The 16,450-nt window shown below is 41.8% G+C and carries 17 protein-coding genes; all 17 read left to right on the top strand.

Going from position 1 to position 16,450, the window contains the following annotated elements; all coding sequences use genetic code 11:
• Positions 1-50 precede the first annotated feature (50 nt).
• The 17 genes from smc (at position 51) to dprA (ending at position 16,352) form a co-directional block, all read left to right on the top strand.
• On the top strand, positions 51-3,611 hold the full coding sequence (gene smc / locus ACSSTM_RS03950; RefSeq protein ID WP_034662414.1) for a chromosome segregation protein SMC: 3,561 nt from the start codon (positions 51-53) through the stop codon (positions 3,609-3,611).
• Between the two features lie 22 nt (positions 3,612-3,633).
• On the top strand, positions 3,634-4,620 hold the full coding sequence (ftsY, locus tag ACSSTM_RS03945; protein WP_034662411.1) for a signal recognition particle-docking protein FtsY: 987 nt from the start codon (positions 3,634-3,636) through the stop codon (positions 4,618-4,620).
• Between the two features lie 142 nt (positions 4,621-4,762).
• On the top strand, positions 4,763-5,095 hold the full coding sequence (locus ACSSTM_RS03940; RefSeq protein ID WP_012009935.1) for a putative DNA-binding protein: 333 nt from the start codon (positions 4,763-4,765) through the stop codon (positions 5,093-5,095).
• A gap of 13 nt (positions 5,096-5,108) precedes the next feature.
• Positions 5,109-6,449 (top strand): signal recognition particle protein, encoded by a 1,341-nt coding sequence (gene ffh, locus ACSSTM_RS03935; protein WP_437403998.1) that lies wholly within the window; start codon positions 5,109-5,111, stop codon positions 6,447-6,449.
• A 105-nt stretch (positions 6,450-6,554) separates the two neighbouring features.
• Positions 6,555-6,827 carry a 30S ribosomal protein S16 gene (gene rpsP, locus ACSSTM_RS03930; RefSeq protein ID WP_003212139.1) on the top strand — a complete coding sequence of 91 codons (273 nt, stop codon included), beginning with the start codon at positions 6,555-6,557 and terminating at the stop codon, positions 6,825-6,827.
• Positions 6,827-7,072, top strand: a complete 246-nt coding sequence (locus ACSSTM_RS03925) for a KH domain-containing protein (protein WP_012009937.1) — start codon at positions 6,827-6,829, stop codon at positions 7,070-7,072. Before rpsP ends, ACSSTM_RS03925 begins: the two co-directional genes overlap by 1 nt.
• Before the next feature lie 103 nt (positions 7,073-7,175).
• Positions 7,176-7,562 carry a YlqD family protein gene (locus tag ACSSTM_RS03920; protein ID WP_024424191.1) on the top strand — a complete coding sequence of 129 codons (387 nt, stop codon included), beginning with the start codon at positions 7,176-7,178 and terminating at the stop codon, positions 7,560-7,562.
• Positions 7,563-7,570: 8 nt separating this feature from the next.
• Complete coding sequence (rimM, locus tag ACSSTM_RS03915; protein ID WP_034662405.1) at positions 7,571-8,095, top strand: ribosome maturation factor RimM; 525 nt, start codon at positions 7,571-7,573, stop codon at positions 8,093-8,095.
• Positions 8,092-8,826 carry a tRNA (guanosine(37)-N1)-methyltransferase TrmD gene (gene trmD / locus ACSSTM_RS03910; protein WP_034662403.1) on the top strand — a complete coding sequence of 245 codons (735 nt, stop codon included), beginning with the start codon at positions 8,092-8,094 and terminating at the stop codon, positions 8,824-8,826. The genes rimM and trmD overlap by 4 nt, the downstream gene beginning before the upstream one ends.
• 137 nt (positions 8,827-8,963) lie before the next feature.
• Entirely contained in the window at positions 8,964-9,311 is a 348-nt protein-coding gene (gene rplS / locus ACSSTM_RS03905) for a 50S ribosomal protein L19 (RefSeq protein WP_008354510.1), read from the top strand.
• A gap of 88 nt (positions 9,312-9,399) precedes the next feature.
• Complete coding sequence (gene ylqF, locus ACSSTM_RS03900; RefSeq protein WP_034662400.1) at positions 9,400-10,248, top strand: ribosome biogenesis GTPase YlqF; 849 nt, start codon at positions 9,400-9,402, stop codon at positions 10,246-10,248.
• 76 nt (positions 10,249-10,324) lie between these two features.
• Complete coding sequence (locus tag ACSSTM_RS03895) at positions 10,325-11,089, top strand: ribonuclease HII (protein WP_095285164.1); 765 nt, start codon at positions 10,325-10,327, stop codon at positions 11,087-11,089.
• Between the two features lie 26 nt (positions 11,090-11,115).
• Positions 11,116-12,852, top strand: a complete 1,737-nt coding sequence (locus tag ACSSTM_RS03890) for a glycosyltransferase (RefSeq protein ID WP_095285165.1) — start codon at positions 11,116-11,118, stop codon at positions 12,850-12,852.
• Positions 12,849-13,124, top strand: coding sequence for a FlhB-like flagellar biosynthesis protein (locus ACSSTM_RS03885; protein WP_003211418.1), 276 nt, complete (start codon positions 12,849-12,851; stop codon positions 13,122-13,124). Before ACSSTM_RS03890 ends, ACSSTM_RS03885 begins: the two co-directional genes overlap by 4 nt.
• A gap of 176 nt (positions 13,125-13,300) precedes the next feature.
• Positions 13,301-14,461 (top strand): ADP-forming succinate--CoA ligase subunit beta, encoded by a 1,161-nt coding sequence (gene sucC / locus ACSSTM_RS03880; RefSeq protein WP_012009945.1) that lies wholly within the window; start codon positions 13,301-13,303, stop codon positions 14,459-14,461.
• 22 nt (positions 14,462-14,483) lie between these two features.
• Positions 14,484-15,386 carry a succinate--CoA ligase subunit alpha gene (gene sucD / locus ACSSTM_RS03875; protein WP_003212080.1) on the top strand — a complete coding sequence of 301 codons (903 nt, stop codon included), beginning with the start codon at positions 14,484-14,486 and terminating at the stop codon, positions 15,384-15,386.
• 63 nt (positions 15,387-15,449) lie between these two features.
• Positions 15,450-16,352, top strand: a complete 903-nt coding sequence (dprA, locus tag ACSSTM_RS03870; protein ID WP_034662389.1) for a DNA-processing protein DprA — start codon at positions 15,450-15,452, stop codon at positions 16,350-16,352.
• Positions 16,353-16,450 lie beyond the last annotated feature (98 nt).

Raw genomic sequence — 16,450 nt, 5'->3', positions numbered from 1 at the left:
TTCATATGGTAAGATGATAGTACTTTAAATACATAAGGAGGATCACTCTCATGTTCCTCAAACGTTTAGACGTGATAGGATTCAAATCTTTTGCACAGCGAGTGACCGTGGACTTTGTCAAAGGGGTCACAGCTGTTGTTGGACCAAACGGAAGCGGCAAAAGTAATATTACCGATGCCATCCGCTGGGTACTTGGAGAACAATCAGCGAAAAGCCTCCGCGGAGGAAAAATGGAAGACATCATTTTTGCAGGAAGCGACTCAAGAAAAAGAGTCAATCTAGCAGAGGTGACTTTAACATTAGATAACGAAGATCACTTTTTACCGATCGATTTTCACGAAGTCAGTGTGACAAGAAGAGTCTATCGTTCAGGAGAAAGTGAATTTCTCATAAACAATCAATCTGTCCGCTTGAAGGATATTATTGACCTTTTCATGGATTCAGGTCTTGGAAAGGAAGCTTTTTCAATCATCAGCCAAGGAAAGGTAGAGGAAATTCTATCAAGCAAGGCAGAAGAGAGGAGAAGCATCTTTGAAGAAGCGGCTGGTGTTTTGAAATATAAAACAAGAAAGAAAAAAGCCGAGAATAAACTGTTTGAAACGCAGGACAACTTAAACCGAGTAGAAGATATTCTGCATGAACTAGAAGATCAAGTAGAACCATTAAGAATGCAGGCATCTATTGCAAAGGACTATTTGCAAAAAAAAGAAGAGCTTGAAAATGTCGAAATTGCCTTAACTGTCCATGACATCGAAGCACTTCATGAAAAATGGACAACACTTGGTGAAGCTGTCGAGCGCTTCAAACAAGATGAAATGAAGCAGTCCACAGATATTCAAGCAAAAGAAGCCAAAATTGAAGAGTCAAGAGACCGCATTCAAGCGCTTGACGAATCAATTAATGACCTGCAAGAAGTTCTTCTTTTCACAAGTGAGGAATTAGAAAAGCTTGAAGGAAAAAAAGAAGTATTAAAAGAACGGAAAAAAAATGCAGCTGCAAACCAAGGACAGCTAGAAGAAACGCTCATTCGCTTAACTGAAAAGCAGACGCAGTTAACCGAAAAGATTCAGCAGCAGAAAATCACGCGGGACAGCCTTCAAAAAGAAGTGCAGCAGCTAAAAGATGAAGTGAAAACAAAGCAGCATCAACTGTCGCTCCATAGTGAAGATGTGGAAGGTCAAATTGAACAGCTAAAAAGCGATTATTTTGATCTGCTTAATGAACAGGCTACCATCCGCAATGAACGTAAATTACTAGAAGAACAGCAGCGCCAAGCGGCCATGCAGCTGGAGCGGCTCACGCAAAACAACCAAAAACACATCGAAGAACGTGTGTCTGTCAAAGAAAAGAAAATAGAAGCTGAGCAGCAGCTTTCCGCACTTGAAGAAGACATACTGGGTCAGGTCAAGCGCTTTAGGGAAGCGGAACAAAAGCTTGAGCAAATGAAACGTCAATACGAGAAAAAAGAAACGGCTCTTTACCAAGCCTATCAATATGTGCAGCAGGCAAGATCGAAAAAAGAGATGCTAGAATCCATGCAGGAAGACTTTTCAGGCTTTTTCCAAGGAGTGAAAGAGGTCTTAAAGGCAAAAGAGCGTTTAGGCGGTATTCACGGTGCCATTGCAGAGCTGATTCAAACAGATCAGCAGCATGAGACAGCGATTGAAATCGCGCTAGGCGCAGCAACGCAGCACGTAGTCACAGAAAATGAAGCAGCTGCGAGACAAGCAATTGCATACTTAAAGCAGCACTCCTTTGGACGTGCGACCTTCCTGCCAATGAATGTGATCAAAGAACGAACCATTCAGCATAGGGACGTCCAAACAGCTGAGCAGCATGCTGCATTTATCGGTGTAGCAAGTCACCTTGTTTCCTTTGATGAAAAGTATCAAAAAGTCATACAGAACTTGCTTGGAACGGTACTTATCGTTAGAGACTTAAAAGGCGCCAATGAACTGGCAAAAATGCTTGGTCATCGTTATCGCATCGTGACCCTTGATGGAGATGTCGTGAACCCCGGCGGTTCAATGACCGGTGGCGGTGTAAAGAAAAAGAACAACTCTCTTCTTTCAAGAAACCGGGAGATCGAAACATTAACAAAGCAGCTCGTTGAAATGGAAGAAAAAACAACGATCCTTGAAAAAGAAACAAAAGAAACGAAGCAATTGATTGCAGTAAACGAAAGCCAATTAAACGAACTGCGTCAACGCGGAGAAACGCTTCGAGAAAAGCAGCAAGAGCTCAAAGGGAAGCTATACGAACTGCAAGTAGCCGAAAAAAATATTAATGCTCACCTTGAACTCTATGATCAAGAAAAAGAAGAATTGCAGCAGCGTTCTACTGAACTTACAGATAAGGACAAAACGCAGGCAGCCCTTGAAGTTTCAATAGGGGAGAAACTGACCACGCTTGATCAAGAGATCAATACATTAACAAAGCGTAAGCAGACTCAAAGCTCAACGAAAGAAACCATTTCTGCCGAATTAACAGAGCTGAAAATCTTGCTTGCCAAAAAAGAGCAGTCCTTAGCGAATGAACAAGAAAAGCTTTCGAGCTTAATGGCCGAATTAGAAGAGGCTGAACAAACGCTGATGGAAACAAAAGAAGACCTGTCACTCTTAACAAGTGAAATGACGTCTAGCTCAAGCGGAGCAGAACAGCTGGAAGAAGCGGCGAAAGAGAAACTGGAAAACAAAAACAAAACAACCGCACTTATTTCAGAGCGTCGTAAACAGCGCCTGGCTCTTTCTGAAACGTTAGAATTTGCTGAACGTGAATTGAAAGAACAAAAGCGTCTTTACAAGCAGCTCACCACAAGCTTAAAAGATGAAGAGATTAAGCTTGGCCGTATGGAAGTTGAGCTCGACAACCTCATCGCTTATTTGAACGAAGAGTATGCCCTTTCGTTTGAAGGGGCAAAAGAGATGTATCATCTGACGTTATCACCAGATGAAGCAAGAAAACGAGTGAAGCTGATCAAATTAGCCATTGAAGAGCTAGGAACAGTGAACTTAGGCAGCATTGATGAGTATGAACGAGTAAATGAACGATATCTCTTTTTAACAGAACAGCGAAACGATCTGACAGAAGCGAAAAATACATTATTCCAAGTCATCGAAGAAATGGATCAAGAGATGACAAAGCGCTTCTCTGAAACATTCTCGCAAATCCGCGGGCATTTCGAATCGGTTTTCCAAGCATTATTTGGCGGCGGAAGAGCAGATCTTAAGCTGACAGATCCAAACGATTTACTAAACTCTGGCGTTGATATTGTCGCGCAGCCGCCAGGGAAAAAACTGCAAAACTTAAGCCTGCTTTCAGGCGGAGAGAGAGCATTAACAGCGATTGCTTTACTATTCTCTATTTTAAAAGTCAGACCTGTTCCATTCTGCGTGTTAGATGAGGTCGAAGCGGCGCTTGATGAAGCAAATGTTTTCCGCTTTGCGCAATATTTAAAGAAATACAGCCAGGAAACACAGTTCATTGTCATTACGCACCGTAAAGGAACAATGGAAGAAGCAGATGTGCTCTATGGCGTTACGATGCAGGAGTCAGGTGTTTCTAAGCTTGTATCCGTCAAACTAGAAGAAACGAAAGAGCTTGTCCAGTAATTAAAGGAGGTTTTTGAACCAAATGAGCTTTTTTAAGAAATTAAAAGAAAAATTTACGCAGCAAACCGATTCAGTATCAGAAAAGTTTAAAGATGGACTTGAAAAAACGAGAAACTCCTTTCAAGGAAGAGTAAATGAACTGATTTCTCGCTACCGTAAAGTCGATGAAGACTTTTTTGAAGAATTAGAAGAAGTTCTGATCGGAGCAGATGTCGGTTTCACAACGGTGATGGAACTGATTGATGAGCTGAAAAAAGAAGTGAAATTAAGAAACATTCAAGACCCAAGTGAAGTACAATCGGTCATCTCTGAAAAACTGGTTGAAATCTACAATAGCGGAGAGGAACAAATCTCTGCGCTGAACATCGAAGACGGCCGATTAAATATCATTTTATTTGTAGGTGTCAATGGCGTTGGGAAAACAACGACTATCGGCAAGCTTGCGAATAAGCTGAAAAATGAAGGGAAATCCGTCATTTTAGCAGCAGGTGATACGTTCCGTGCCGGTGCAATTGAGCAGCTTGAAGTATGGGGAGAGCGTTCAGGTGTCCCTGTTGTCAAACAGACGGCTGGCTCTGACCCAGCAGCGGTGATCTATGATGCCGTTCAATCAGCAAAAGCGAAAAATGCGGATGTACTCATCTGTGATACAGCAGGACGACTGCAAAACAAAGTCAACTTGATGAAAGAGCTGGAGAAGGTCAAGAGAGTCATTGAACGCGAGGTTCCAGATGCACCTCATGAAGTACTGCTCGCTCTTGATGCAACAACCGGTCAAAATGCGATGGCACAAGCGAAGGAATTTTCTAAAGCGACGAATGTGACAGGAATTGCTTTAACAAAGCTTGACGGTACTGCAAAAGGCGGAATTGTCCTTGCAATTCGCAATGAGCTGAACATCCCCGTGAAGCTTGTCGGTTTAGGTGAAAAGGTAGACGATCTGCAAGAGTTCGATGCAGAATCGTATGTGTATGGATTATTCTCAGACGTCATTGATCAAGAGGACTAACAAAAATGCCGGCAAAAACTGCTGGCATTTTTATTTATACACCGCTTCATGAAGTGACAAGATAAAAACTTGACACACAGTAGAGAACCGTGTAAACTTAGTTGATGTAAAGGGAATGAACTTAACAAAGGGGAGAGAGCCCATGACGCTTGAAAAAACAACGAGAATGAACTACTTGTTTGACTTCTATCAATCGTTGTTAACCGCAAAGCAAAAGAGCTACATGTCGCTTTACTACCTAGACGATTTTTCCCTCGGTGAAATTGCGGATGAATATGAAGTATCAAGACAGGCTGTTTATGATAATATTAAACGGACTGAAGCGATGCTTGAACAATATGAAGAAAAGCTGCTCTTGTTTAAGAAATTTAAAGAGCGTAAAGAACTTCTCAAAAAAATGAGAGAGCTTGTAGCAGATTCCGCTCAGACGGAAGAAGCAGAAGCTTTAATTGAATCGCTTGAGAAATTAGATTAGGAGGCGGCACAGTATGGCATTTGAAGGATTAGCCGACCGACTGCAGCAGACGATTTCAAAAATCCGCGGCAAAGGAAAAGTGTCAGAGCAAGATGTAAAAGAAATGATGCGCGAGGTACGCCTTGCCCTTCTTGAAGCTGACGTCAATTTTAAAGTAGTCAAAGACTTTGTGAAAAAAGTAAGCGAGCGGGCAGTTGGACAAGAGGTGATGAAAAGCCTTACCCCTGGACAACAGGTCATTAAAGTTGTAAAAGAAGAACTCACTGAATTAATGGGTGGGGAAGAGAGTAAAATCGCTGTAGCGAAAAAATCTCCGACAGTCATTATGATGGTTGGTCTTCAAGGGGCAGGTAAAACAACCACAACTGGGAAGCTTGCCAATTTACTTCGCAAAAAACATAATCGCAAGCCGATGATGGTGGCTGCAGATATTTACAGACCAGCAGCGATCCAGCAGCTTCAAACGCTGGGGAAACAGCTTGATATGCCTGTGTTTTCATTAGGTGATCAAGTCAGTCCTGTCGACATTGCCAAACAGGCAATCGAAAAAGCGAAAGAAGAACACCACGATTATGTCATTTTAGATACAGCAGGACGCCTTCATATCGATGAAGAATTGATGGATGAACTTCAGAAAGTAAAAGAAGTAGCGAGTCCAGAAGAAATTTTCCTTGTTGTTGACTCTATGACAGGTCAAGATGCTGTCAATGTAGCAAAAAGCTTTAATGAACAGCTTGGTTTAACAGGTGTCGTTCTAACGAAACTAGACGGGGATACACGAGGCGGGGCAGCACTTTCCATTCGAGCTGTCACCAATACGCCGATTAAATTCGCCGCACTAGGAGAAAAGCTGGATGCGATTGAACCATTCCACCCGGAGCGGATGGCATCAAGAATTCTTGGCATGGGAGATGTGCTTACACTTATTGAAAAAGCACAGGCAAACGTTGACCAAGATAAAGCGAAAGAGCTTGAACAAAAAATGCGGACCATGAGCTTTACGCTCGATGATTTCCTCGAGCAGCTTGGGCAAGTTCGTAATATGGGTCCACTTGATGAATTGATCCAAATGATGCCGGGAGCCGGTAAAATGAAAGGGCTCAAAAACGTCCAAGTAGACGAAAAGCAGCTCAATCACATCGAAGCGATCATTAAATCAATGACGACCGAGGAAAAAGAACAGCCAGAGGTCATCAATGCAAGCCGAAGAAGACGGATTGCAAAAGGAAGCGGAACATCTGTACAGGAAGTCAATCGCCTTTTAAAGCAATTTGACGAAATGAAAAAGATGATGAAGCAAATGACCAACATGTCCAAAGGGAAGAAAAAAGGCTTTAAATTACCATTTATGTAATTGGTTATACATGATAAAACCGTTGTTAAGAAAAAACACTTTACAAACCCTTTTATCATTGTTAATATACTATCTTGTTGAAATATTTTCGGAGGTGCTAGTAAAATGGCAGTAAAAATTCGTTTAAAACGTATGGGATCAAAAAGATCTCCTTTCTATCGTATTGTTGTAGCAGATTCTCGTTCACCACGTGACGGTCGTTTCATCGAAACAGTTGGAACATACAATCCAGTGTTATCACCAGCTGAGGTGAAAATCAACGAAGAATTAGCGCTTAAATGGCTTCAAAATGGTGCGAAACCATCTGATACAGTTCGCAACCTTTTCTCAAGCCAAGGAATTCTTGAAAAATTTCATAATGCGAAAAACAGCAAATAATGAATGAGCTGTCCTTGGAAGAATTGATTGTGTCCATCGTCGAGCCACTTGTTGATTTCCCTGAAGATATTCACGTATCTTCATTAGAAAAAGATGAGCAAGTGATTTACACACTGTCTGTCAATGCTGAAGATACCGGAAAAGTGATCGGAAAGCAGGGACGTACAGCAAAAGCGATACGAACAGTCATGTTTGCAGCAAGTGCAGAGTCTTCTAAGAAAGTTCAACTTGAGATTGCTGACTAAAAAGGGAGAGGGCTTAGGACCTCCCCTTTTTTTACACGTTTAAATCTATTTTTCGTTATACTGTAGAGGACAAATGCCTTCGGATAGGGGGACAAAAAGGAAGATGCAGATCATTCAACATGTCACCGTCATGCAAGTATTAACTGAAAGCAGTAAGGACAAACTGTTAACGACTTTTTTGGAGAAAAAAGAAAGACTAGAACGTGAATGCAATCAACTATATTTTCAACTGAAAAAACATGAAAAAGAACCACATCAGCAAGAAGCCATCCCTCAATTTCAAAAAGCCATCGATAAACGCCAGGAGAAGATCCGGCAAATTGATTTTCAAGTAGAGCAGCTGCATATTTTGCCGCTTGGAAGTGAAATGAAAGAGACAGAAGTGGATGCGCTGGTTGAAGTGAAAATAGGTGATAAATGGGATGACAAGATGCAAGATAATGTCATCGTCGTGAAAGACGGCACCATTGTGGAAATACGTCAGGGGTGATTGAGAACATGGAACGAGAATGGTTGAATGTTGGAAAGATTGTCAATACACACGGAGTCCGCGGAGAAGTACGCGTCGTGTCAAAGACAGATTTCCCAGAAGAGCGTTACAAAAAAGGAAGCCTTCTCTATATTTTTAAGCAAGGTCAAGGGGAGCCGCTGAAAGTCACTGTCGCATCACATAGGCAGCATAAACAGTTTGATTTGCTCACATTTGAAGAAATTAGCTCCTTAAATGAAGCAGAGCAGTTGAAAGAATCGATTTTAAAAGTAGAAAAAGAACATCTCGGTTCTTTGGGCGAAGGAGAATTTTATTTCCATCAAATCATTGGCTGTGAAGTATACGATGAAGAAGATCAGCTTGTCGGCCAAATCAAAGAGATTTTAACACCAGGGGCAAATGATGTCTGGGTGGTTGGAAGAAAAGGCAAAAAAGATGCCCTGATTCCTTATATCCCATCTGTTGTCAAAAAGATCGATATCTCATCCAAAACCGTACACATTGAAGTGATGGAAGGACTCATTGACGAATGAAAATCGACTTTTTAACGCTTTTTCCTGAAATGTTCGAAGGTGTGCTTCACTCATCGATCTTAAAAAAGGCACAGGAGAAAGAAGCTGTCTCATTCAATGTTGTCAATTTTAGAGAGTACTCGGATCATAAGCATAAAACAGTGGATGACTATCCGTATGGCGGCGGTGCTGGTATGGTACTGAAAGCACAGCCCGTATTCGATGCGGTAGAAGATTTGACGAAGAAAGCAAGCAAGAAGCCCCGAGTCATTCTTGTCTGTCCTCAAGGGGAAAGATATACACAAAAGAAGGCAGAGGAACTTGCAAAAGAAGAACACCTTATGTTCATTTGCGGCCATTATGAAGGCTACGATGAGCGCATCAGGGAGCATCTTGTCACAGATGAAATCTCAATTGGGGATTTCGTTCTCACAGGCGGAGAACTGCCAGCGATGATGATTGCAGACAGTGTGGTCAGGCTTTTGCCTCATGTGCTTGGAAAAGAAGCGTCTCACATTGAAGATTCATTTAGTACAGGTCTGCTAGAGCACCCGCACTATACAAGACCTGCCGATTATAAAGGACTAAAAGTGCCGGATGTGCTCCTCTCTGGAAATCATGCAAAAATTGAAGAGTGGCGGCGCAAAGAATCCTTGAAGAGAACCTATACAAGACGGCCAGATTTGATCGATTCATGCAAAACGTTAACAGATGAAGAAAAAAGATGGCTTTGGCAGCTTCATAATGACTAGATTGTATTGCACACTGCATAGAGGTATGGTATGATACTACTTGTGACTTGGACGGCTTGCCGATTCAAGTTTGAAAACGATGTTCCGCTGCAATGAAGAAAGAGGACATGAGCATCTGTTGGAAGGAGTTGAAAACGATGCAACATTTGATTGAAGAAATCACAAAAGAACAATTACGCACTGATCTTCCTGCGTTCCGTCCTGGTGACACTTTACGTGTACACGTTAAAGTTGTCGAGGGTACTCGTGAGCGTATCCAGATCTTTGAAGGTGTTGTAATTAAGCGTCGTGGTGGTGGAATCAGCGAAACTTTCACAGTTCGTAAGATTTCTTACGGTGTAGGCGTTGAGCGTACATTCCCTGTACACACACCAAAAATCGCTAAGATCGAAGTTGTACGTCACGGTAAGGTACGTCGTGCGAAACTTTACTACCTACGTGAACTTCGCGGTAAAGCGGCTCGTATCAAAGAAATCAGACGATAATGATATCAAAGGAAAGAGCTTGTTACCTGTAACAGGCTCTTTTTTTGTACAATGTATAGAGATAATCGATAGAAGAGAAGGTGCACATATGACGATTCAATGGTTTCCAGGCCATATGGCAAAAGCAAGACGTGAAGTCACAGAAAAATTAAAGCTCATCGACATCGTATTTGAATTAACCGATGCTAGAATTCCGATGTCCTCTAGAAACCCAATGATCGAAGAAATCCTTCAGAACAAACCCAAAATCATGCTATTAAACAAAGCAGATAAAGCCGATCCTCGTATGACAAAGGAGTGGCAGGCGCACTTTGAGCAGCAAGGCGTTCGGTCACTTGCCATTAACTCTGTCGATGGACAAGGGTTAAATCAGATCATCACAACTTCAAAAGAAATCTTAAAAGAAAAATTCGACCGCATGAAAGCAAAAGGTGTCAAACCGCGTGCAATCCGGGCGCTGATTATCGGGATTCCCAACGTCGGGAAATCGACCTTAATCAATCGTTTAGCGAAAAAGAACATTGCCAAAACAGGAGACCGGCCTGGTATTACCACCTCACAGCAATGGGTGAAGGTAGGGAAAGAACTTGAACTGCTTGATACACCTGGAATCCTCTGGCCTAAGTTTGAAGATGAGCAAGTAGGACTCAGGCTAGCGGTGACTGGAGCGATCAAAGATTCTATCATCAACTTACAGGATGTCGCTGTGTATGGACTTCGCTTTCTAGAAGAGAACTATCCAGAGCGATTAAAAAAACGCTATGACCTGGCGGAGATCCCTGAAGATACGGTTGAGCTGTTTGATGCAATAGGTACAAAGCGCGGCTGTCTCATGAGCGGTGGATTTATTAATTACGACAAAACCACCGAAATCATTATTCGGGATATTCGAACAGAAAAATTTGGTCCCCTCACTTTTGAGAAGCCTGAAAGCTAAAAGACACGCAGCTCATGCGGGTCTTTATTTTTTGCGGAAAACTGCCGATATAAAGAAGGAGGCTGACGAAAAGCTGATGTACACGGTGAAACAAATAAAAGAACTGATAGAAAAGCATTCGCAAGACGAGTCATACATTCGTGAGCTTGTAAAAGATGATACGAGAAAAAGTGTCCAAAAACTGATAGAGAAGTGGCACAAAGAGAGAGAAAAGCAGCAGCAACTTCGTGCAGCATGGAATGAAATGCTGCAATTTGAAAACAAAGCTAAGGCGCAGGGATACACATGTATTGCTGGAATAGATGAAGCAGGAAGAGGACCGCTGGCAGGCCCTGTAGTCGCAGCAGCTGTTATATTAAAGGAAGACACAGTCCTGCTCGGTTTAAACGACTCAAAGCAATTATCTGAGAAAAAAAGATTGGCGTATTATGACCTGATCCAAAAAGAAGCACTTGATATCGGAATCGGCATTGTTGATGCGGCTACGATTGATGAAATCAATATTTACGAGGCATCAAGACTGGCGATGGTGAGAGCTGTGGAGCAGTTAACTCATACACCTGATTATCTACTCATAGATGCCATGACGCTCCCGCTTCCTATTCACCAAGAGAATATCATCAAAGGAGATGCAAAAAGTGCGTCCATCGCAGCAGGTGCATGTATTGCAAAAGTGACAAGGGATCAGATGATGGAAGAATACGGGCGTAAGTACCCTGAGTATCAATTTGAAAAACATAAAGGGTACGGAACAAAAGAGCATCTGGCTGCCATTCAAACACATGGAGCTGTCCCAATCCATCGATTATCGTTTGCGCCAGTGAAATCCGTTATATCATAAATTTTTGACCAAGGAGGCTGCCTGTGATGACAAGAGTTGAGGACATACATACAGCACTGAATAGCCGGTTAAGTGCGGCAGAATCTGTTCCATTAAACACCGAAGGAAAGGAAAATGTGCATCGGCTGATCCTCGGTAAAGTACTGAAAATGCTTGGAGATGATACAGCCCTTGTTCAAATAGGCTCAACAAAAATAAAAGCACAGCTAGCGGCTCAGCTCAAAGCAGACGCATTTTATTGGTTCCAATTTGAACAAGAGGGTGGAGACAGCCTCAATAAACTAAGGCCAGTACAGCAATTTGATCAAGACCCTAAGACATTAAAGGATGCAGCTGCCAAACTATTAGAAGGTCTCTCACTTAAAAACGGACTTGAAAACATCCTAACAGCCACAGCTTTTTTAAAAGAAAAATCCGTTATCAACGAAGCAGAGTTAAAAACGGCAGTGAAGTGGATCGAACAGCTTCAAGGAGCTGATGTGAAAAAAGGTCTTCAGGCACTCCTATTTGCTTTAAAGAAAGACTTGCCGATCCAGGAAGGAGTGCTTCAATCAATTTTAGCCGTGAAATCATCCTCTGCTCTTCATCAGGATATGACAGCGTTGCTAGAACGATTAACACAGCTCCCGAAGCACTCAGACGCCACACAGGCCCTTACACAAGCCATTCGATCAGTCATAGATGCTGAGACGACCGTCCATGCAGAAAAGCTCTTATCGGTCCTTCTAGCAGCGAGAGAAGGGGCGGCGAAGCAAGGAGGCAGTCTATCTGTAACGCCTCAGCCCAATCTGTCTCAGCCAAAAGAAAATAGCCAAGCTCCAATCGCTCAAGAGCGTCAGACGACCCAAGTTCTTCAATCTAACGTGCAGCAGTCAACAAGTCCAAAAGAGCTGCAAATCCCGCTTCAGCAAATTGAGCGGATAATGGCAAGTTTGACGAAGCAAGGTGCAGATGGGCAGCAAGAGCCTAGCTTAAAACAGCTCACGTCATTGCTGCAAGGGCTTCAGCAGGCAGGATCTCAGCCTGACGCAAAAGCATCCGTGCTTCAAAAAGAATTTCCGTTCCTGTCAAAAACAGAGGCAAAAGCATTGGCTCAGGTGGTGCAGCAGACGGAACCGGCATTAAGCAATAAAACCGATGTGCTCGATTTACTCATGACGATGAAAAAGGCAATAGGTGTACGAGATGAAATCGGTATGCTGAAACTACTCGAAAAAGGCAGCCAGGATGTAAAAAGTCAGGAGCTTCACCAATTAAAGCTCGTCTTAAATGATGTGAGGCAGGCTGATTTACCAGAGCCCGTAAAAAAAGAAGTCGATCAATTGTTTCATAGATTGAACGGGCAGTTATTTGTGCAGCAGGAGAACCAAACCATCAGCCAAATGATGGTCTCTTATCCGCTCTTTTCAAAACATAGTGTTCAAGATTTAACCTTTATTCTAAAAGGACATAAGAAAAAAGATGGCTCTATTGATATTTCTCAGTGCCGTCTCATGTTTTACTTAAACATGGAAAACCTCGAAGAGACATTAATCGACTGTACGATTCAGCAAAAGGTCATGGCAATTACAGTTGAAACCGGTCATGAACTTCAAGGAACCATTAATCCGATGATTCCAGCTGTTCGGGAGAATTTAAATGCCTTAGGATACAGTTTAACGGGAATTACAGCAAAGAAGAGACAAGAGCCAGTAGATCCGTCTCACTTTCTAGATGAACACTTTCATAAAATCAGCGAGAAAGGGCTGGACTTACGAGTATGAAGGATTCAAAACCGCTTAGAAGGGCGGTCGCTCTACATTATGATGAAGAAAAACAAAAGGCGCCAAAAGTCGTCGCAACAGGGAGCGGCTATGTGGCAGACCATATCATTGAAGAAGCAAAAAAGTCGGGAGTTCCTATCCAAGAAGACCGTAATTTAGTCGAACTCATGCGCCACTTAACGCTGGATGAGGAGATCCCTGAAGCGTTATACGATACTGTAGCAGAAATATTTTCGTTTATCTATAGATTAGATCAAAAAATGAAAAAATAAGGAAAAATAAGTGATTTGGCTGAAAAATTTATATTTTTAATAAAATAAAAGTTTGAATGTTTAGAAGGATTTTACGATTTTACATAGAACCCTAGACATTCTCTTTTTTATTCTTTAAAATGAAAGCGCAGTCTATTTTATAATTTTTGTTTCTACATATGTTGGGAGGATGGGAAATGAATATCCATGAGTACCAAGGAAAAGAAATCCTAAGAAAATATGGGGTTTCAGTTCCAAATGGTAAAGTAGCATTTACACCTGATGAAGCAGTGAAAGCATCAGAAGAGCTAGAAAGCTCTGTATATGTCGTAAAAGCACAGATTCATGCAGGCGGCCGTGGTAAAGCAGGCGGGGTAAAAATTGCAAAAACAAAAGATGAAGTGAAAGGGTTTGCAGAGGAATTGCTCGGTAAAACACTTGTCACACATCAAACTGGGCCTGAAGGGCGCGAAATAAAACGCTTACTTATTGAAGAAGGCTGCGATATTCAAAAGGAGTACTACGTTGGACTTGTTTTGGACAGAGCGACATCAAGAATTGTATTGATGGCTTCTGAAGAAGGCGGTACTGAAATTGAAGAAGTAGCAGAAAAAACGCCAGAGAAAATCGTCAAAGTGGTCATCGACCCAGCGATTGGCTTGCAAGGCTATCAGGCAAGAGAAGTAGCGTTTAAAATTAATATTCCAACAAAATTAGTTGGCCAAGCTGTTAAGTTTATGACAAGTCTTTACAATGCGTTTATTGAAAAAGATTGTTCAATTGCTGAGATTAATCCACTTGTTGTAACAGGCGATGGAAAAGTCATGGCACTTGATGCGAAATTAAACTTTGATAGCAATGCTTTATATAGACAAAAAGATATATTAGAATACCGTGACCTTGATGAAGAGGATCCAAAAGAAATTGAAGCATCTAAATATGATCTAAGCTACATTTCTCTAGATGGAAATATTGGCTGTATGGTCAATGGTGCAGGTCTTGCGATGTCTACAATGGATATCATCAAGCATTACGGCGGGGACCCTGCAAACTTCCTGGATGTTGGGGGCGGTGCAACAGCTGAAAAAGTAACGGAAGCATTTAAAATCATCTTATCTGATCAAAATGTAAAAGGGATTTTCGTGAACATTTTTGGCGGTATCATGAAATGTGATGTCATTGCAGAAGGTGTCGTTGAAGCGACGAAACAAGTCGGCTTAACATTACCACTCGTTGTACGTCTTGAAGGAACAAACGTTGAATTAGGGAAGAAAATCCTGAGTGATTCAGGCTTAAATATCACTTCTGCTGAGTCTATGGCTGACGGGGCAGAAAAGATTGTATCTTTAGTCAAGTAGAGCAGAAAGGCAGGGAACCTAAATGAGTGTATTTATTAATAAAAATACGAGAGTAATTGTTCAGGGGATTACCGGTTCAACCGCATTGTTCCATACAAAACAAATGATTGAGTACGGAACAAATATTGTTGGCGGTGTCACACCTGGAAAAGGTGGAACTGAAGTAGAAGGAGTTCCTGTATTTAATACTGTATCTGAAGCTGTTCAAACAACTGGAGCAAATGCTTCTGTTATCTATGTACCAGCACCATTTGCAGCAGATGCCATTTTAGAGGCTGTTGATGCAGAAGTCGATCTAGTCATTTGTATCACAGAACATATTCCAGTGCTTGACATGGTCAAAGTGAAACGGTATATGGAAGGGAAAAAGACAAGACTTGTTGGCCCTAACTGTCCAGGTGTCATTACACCTGAAGAATGTAAGATTGGGATCATGCCTGGCTACATTCATAAAAAAGGTCATGTGGGTGTTGTTTCTCGTTCTGGAACGCTTACATATGAAGCGGTACATCAGCTTTCAGAAGCTGGCGTTGGTCAATCGACAGCTGTAGGAATCGGCGGAGACCCTGTCAATGGGACGAACTTTATTGATGTATTAAAAGCATTCAATGAAGACCCTGATACACATGCTGTAATTATGATCGGTGAAATCGGCGGTACGGCTGAAGAAGAAGCAGCTGAATGGGTAAAAGCAAATATGACAAAGCCAGTCGTTGGCTTTATTGGCGGTAAAACGGCGCCTCCAGGAAAACGCATGGGACATGCTGGTGCCATTATTTCTGGTGGTAAAGGAACAGCTGATGAAAAAGTAAAAACAATGCGTGAATGTGGAATTGAAGTGGCAGAGACACCATCTGTCATGGGAGAAACATTGATTAAAGTGTTAAAAGAGAAGAATCTCTTCGAAGCTTGTAAAACGCATTAATGACACAAGAAGACTTGTTCTTTGACAAGTCTTCTTCTTTCTATCTTAAACTGGAGGAATGGTATGTACAACGTGTCCGAAAGAATGATTTTTCACCGCTTAAAAGGCCTCATCTCACCCTCTTTGTTAACAAAATGGTGGAAAGTCGATCCTGAGCTATATATAAATGAAGAAACACAACATTTCAAACAGGATCGATCATTACAAACGATCGACTTTACCCGCTTAAAACAAGCCGAAGAAAATGAATTCCCCATTTTTCAACACATCGTTCAAGCCTATTTAAAGCAAAACATTCACATGATACCCATCACATCACCCTTATATCCCAGCACACTAAAACATATTTATGATCCTCCCCCTGTGTTATTCCTAAAAGGAAACATATCATATTTAAATGAAGAAAAAAGTTTAGGTGTAGTAGGCACACGAGTTCCATCGTCTTATGGAGAAGCATGTGTGAAGAAAATTGTTGGTGAGCTTGTAAAGGAAGATTGGACGATTGTCAGTGGCTTAGCAAAAGGAATTGATGGACTTGCACATAAAGAATGCATTCGGAATAAAGGGAAAACCATCGGTATTATAGCAGGCGGATTTCAGCACTTATACCCAAAGGAACATGTGCAAATGGCTCAATACATGGGAGAGCATCATTTGCTTTTATCCGAGCATCCGCCTTATGTGAAACCAGAAAAGTGGCATTTTCCAATGAGGAATCGTTTAATTAGTGCGCTGACAAGTGGAACCATCGTGATTCAGTGCAAAGAAAAGAGCGGTTCGCTCATTACCGCGTATCAAGCACTTGAGCAAGGCAAAGAGGTATTTGCGGTCGCAGGATCTATCTTTGATCCTAATTCCACAGGTCCAGCCAGACTTATACAGCAGGGAGCAAAGCTTGTTCATTCAACGAAGGATATTTTAGAGGAATTCTCCTTCCGCAGCGTTCAATATACTGAACTCTCATAAAAATATCGTTTGACAAAAGACATAGGAATATTTAATAATAGTGAGGATTTAAGTTTACACTTTGTTTTTCGTGTTTATAATGATGTTCATCATAAAGA

The sequence above is a fragment of the Bacillus sp. RK1064 genome (assembly GCF_051488405.1).
In the GTDB taxonomy this organism is placed as follows: Bacteria; Bacillota; Bacilli; order Bacillales; family Bacillaceae; genus Bacillus.
Note: the sequence above shows the minus strand (reverse complement) of the source record. Positions and strands in the feature narration are given on the sequence as shown.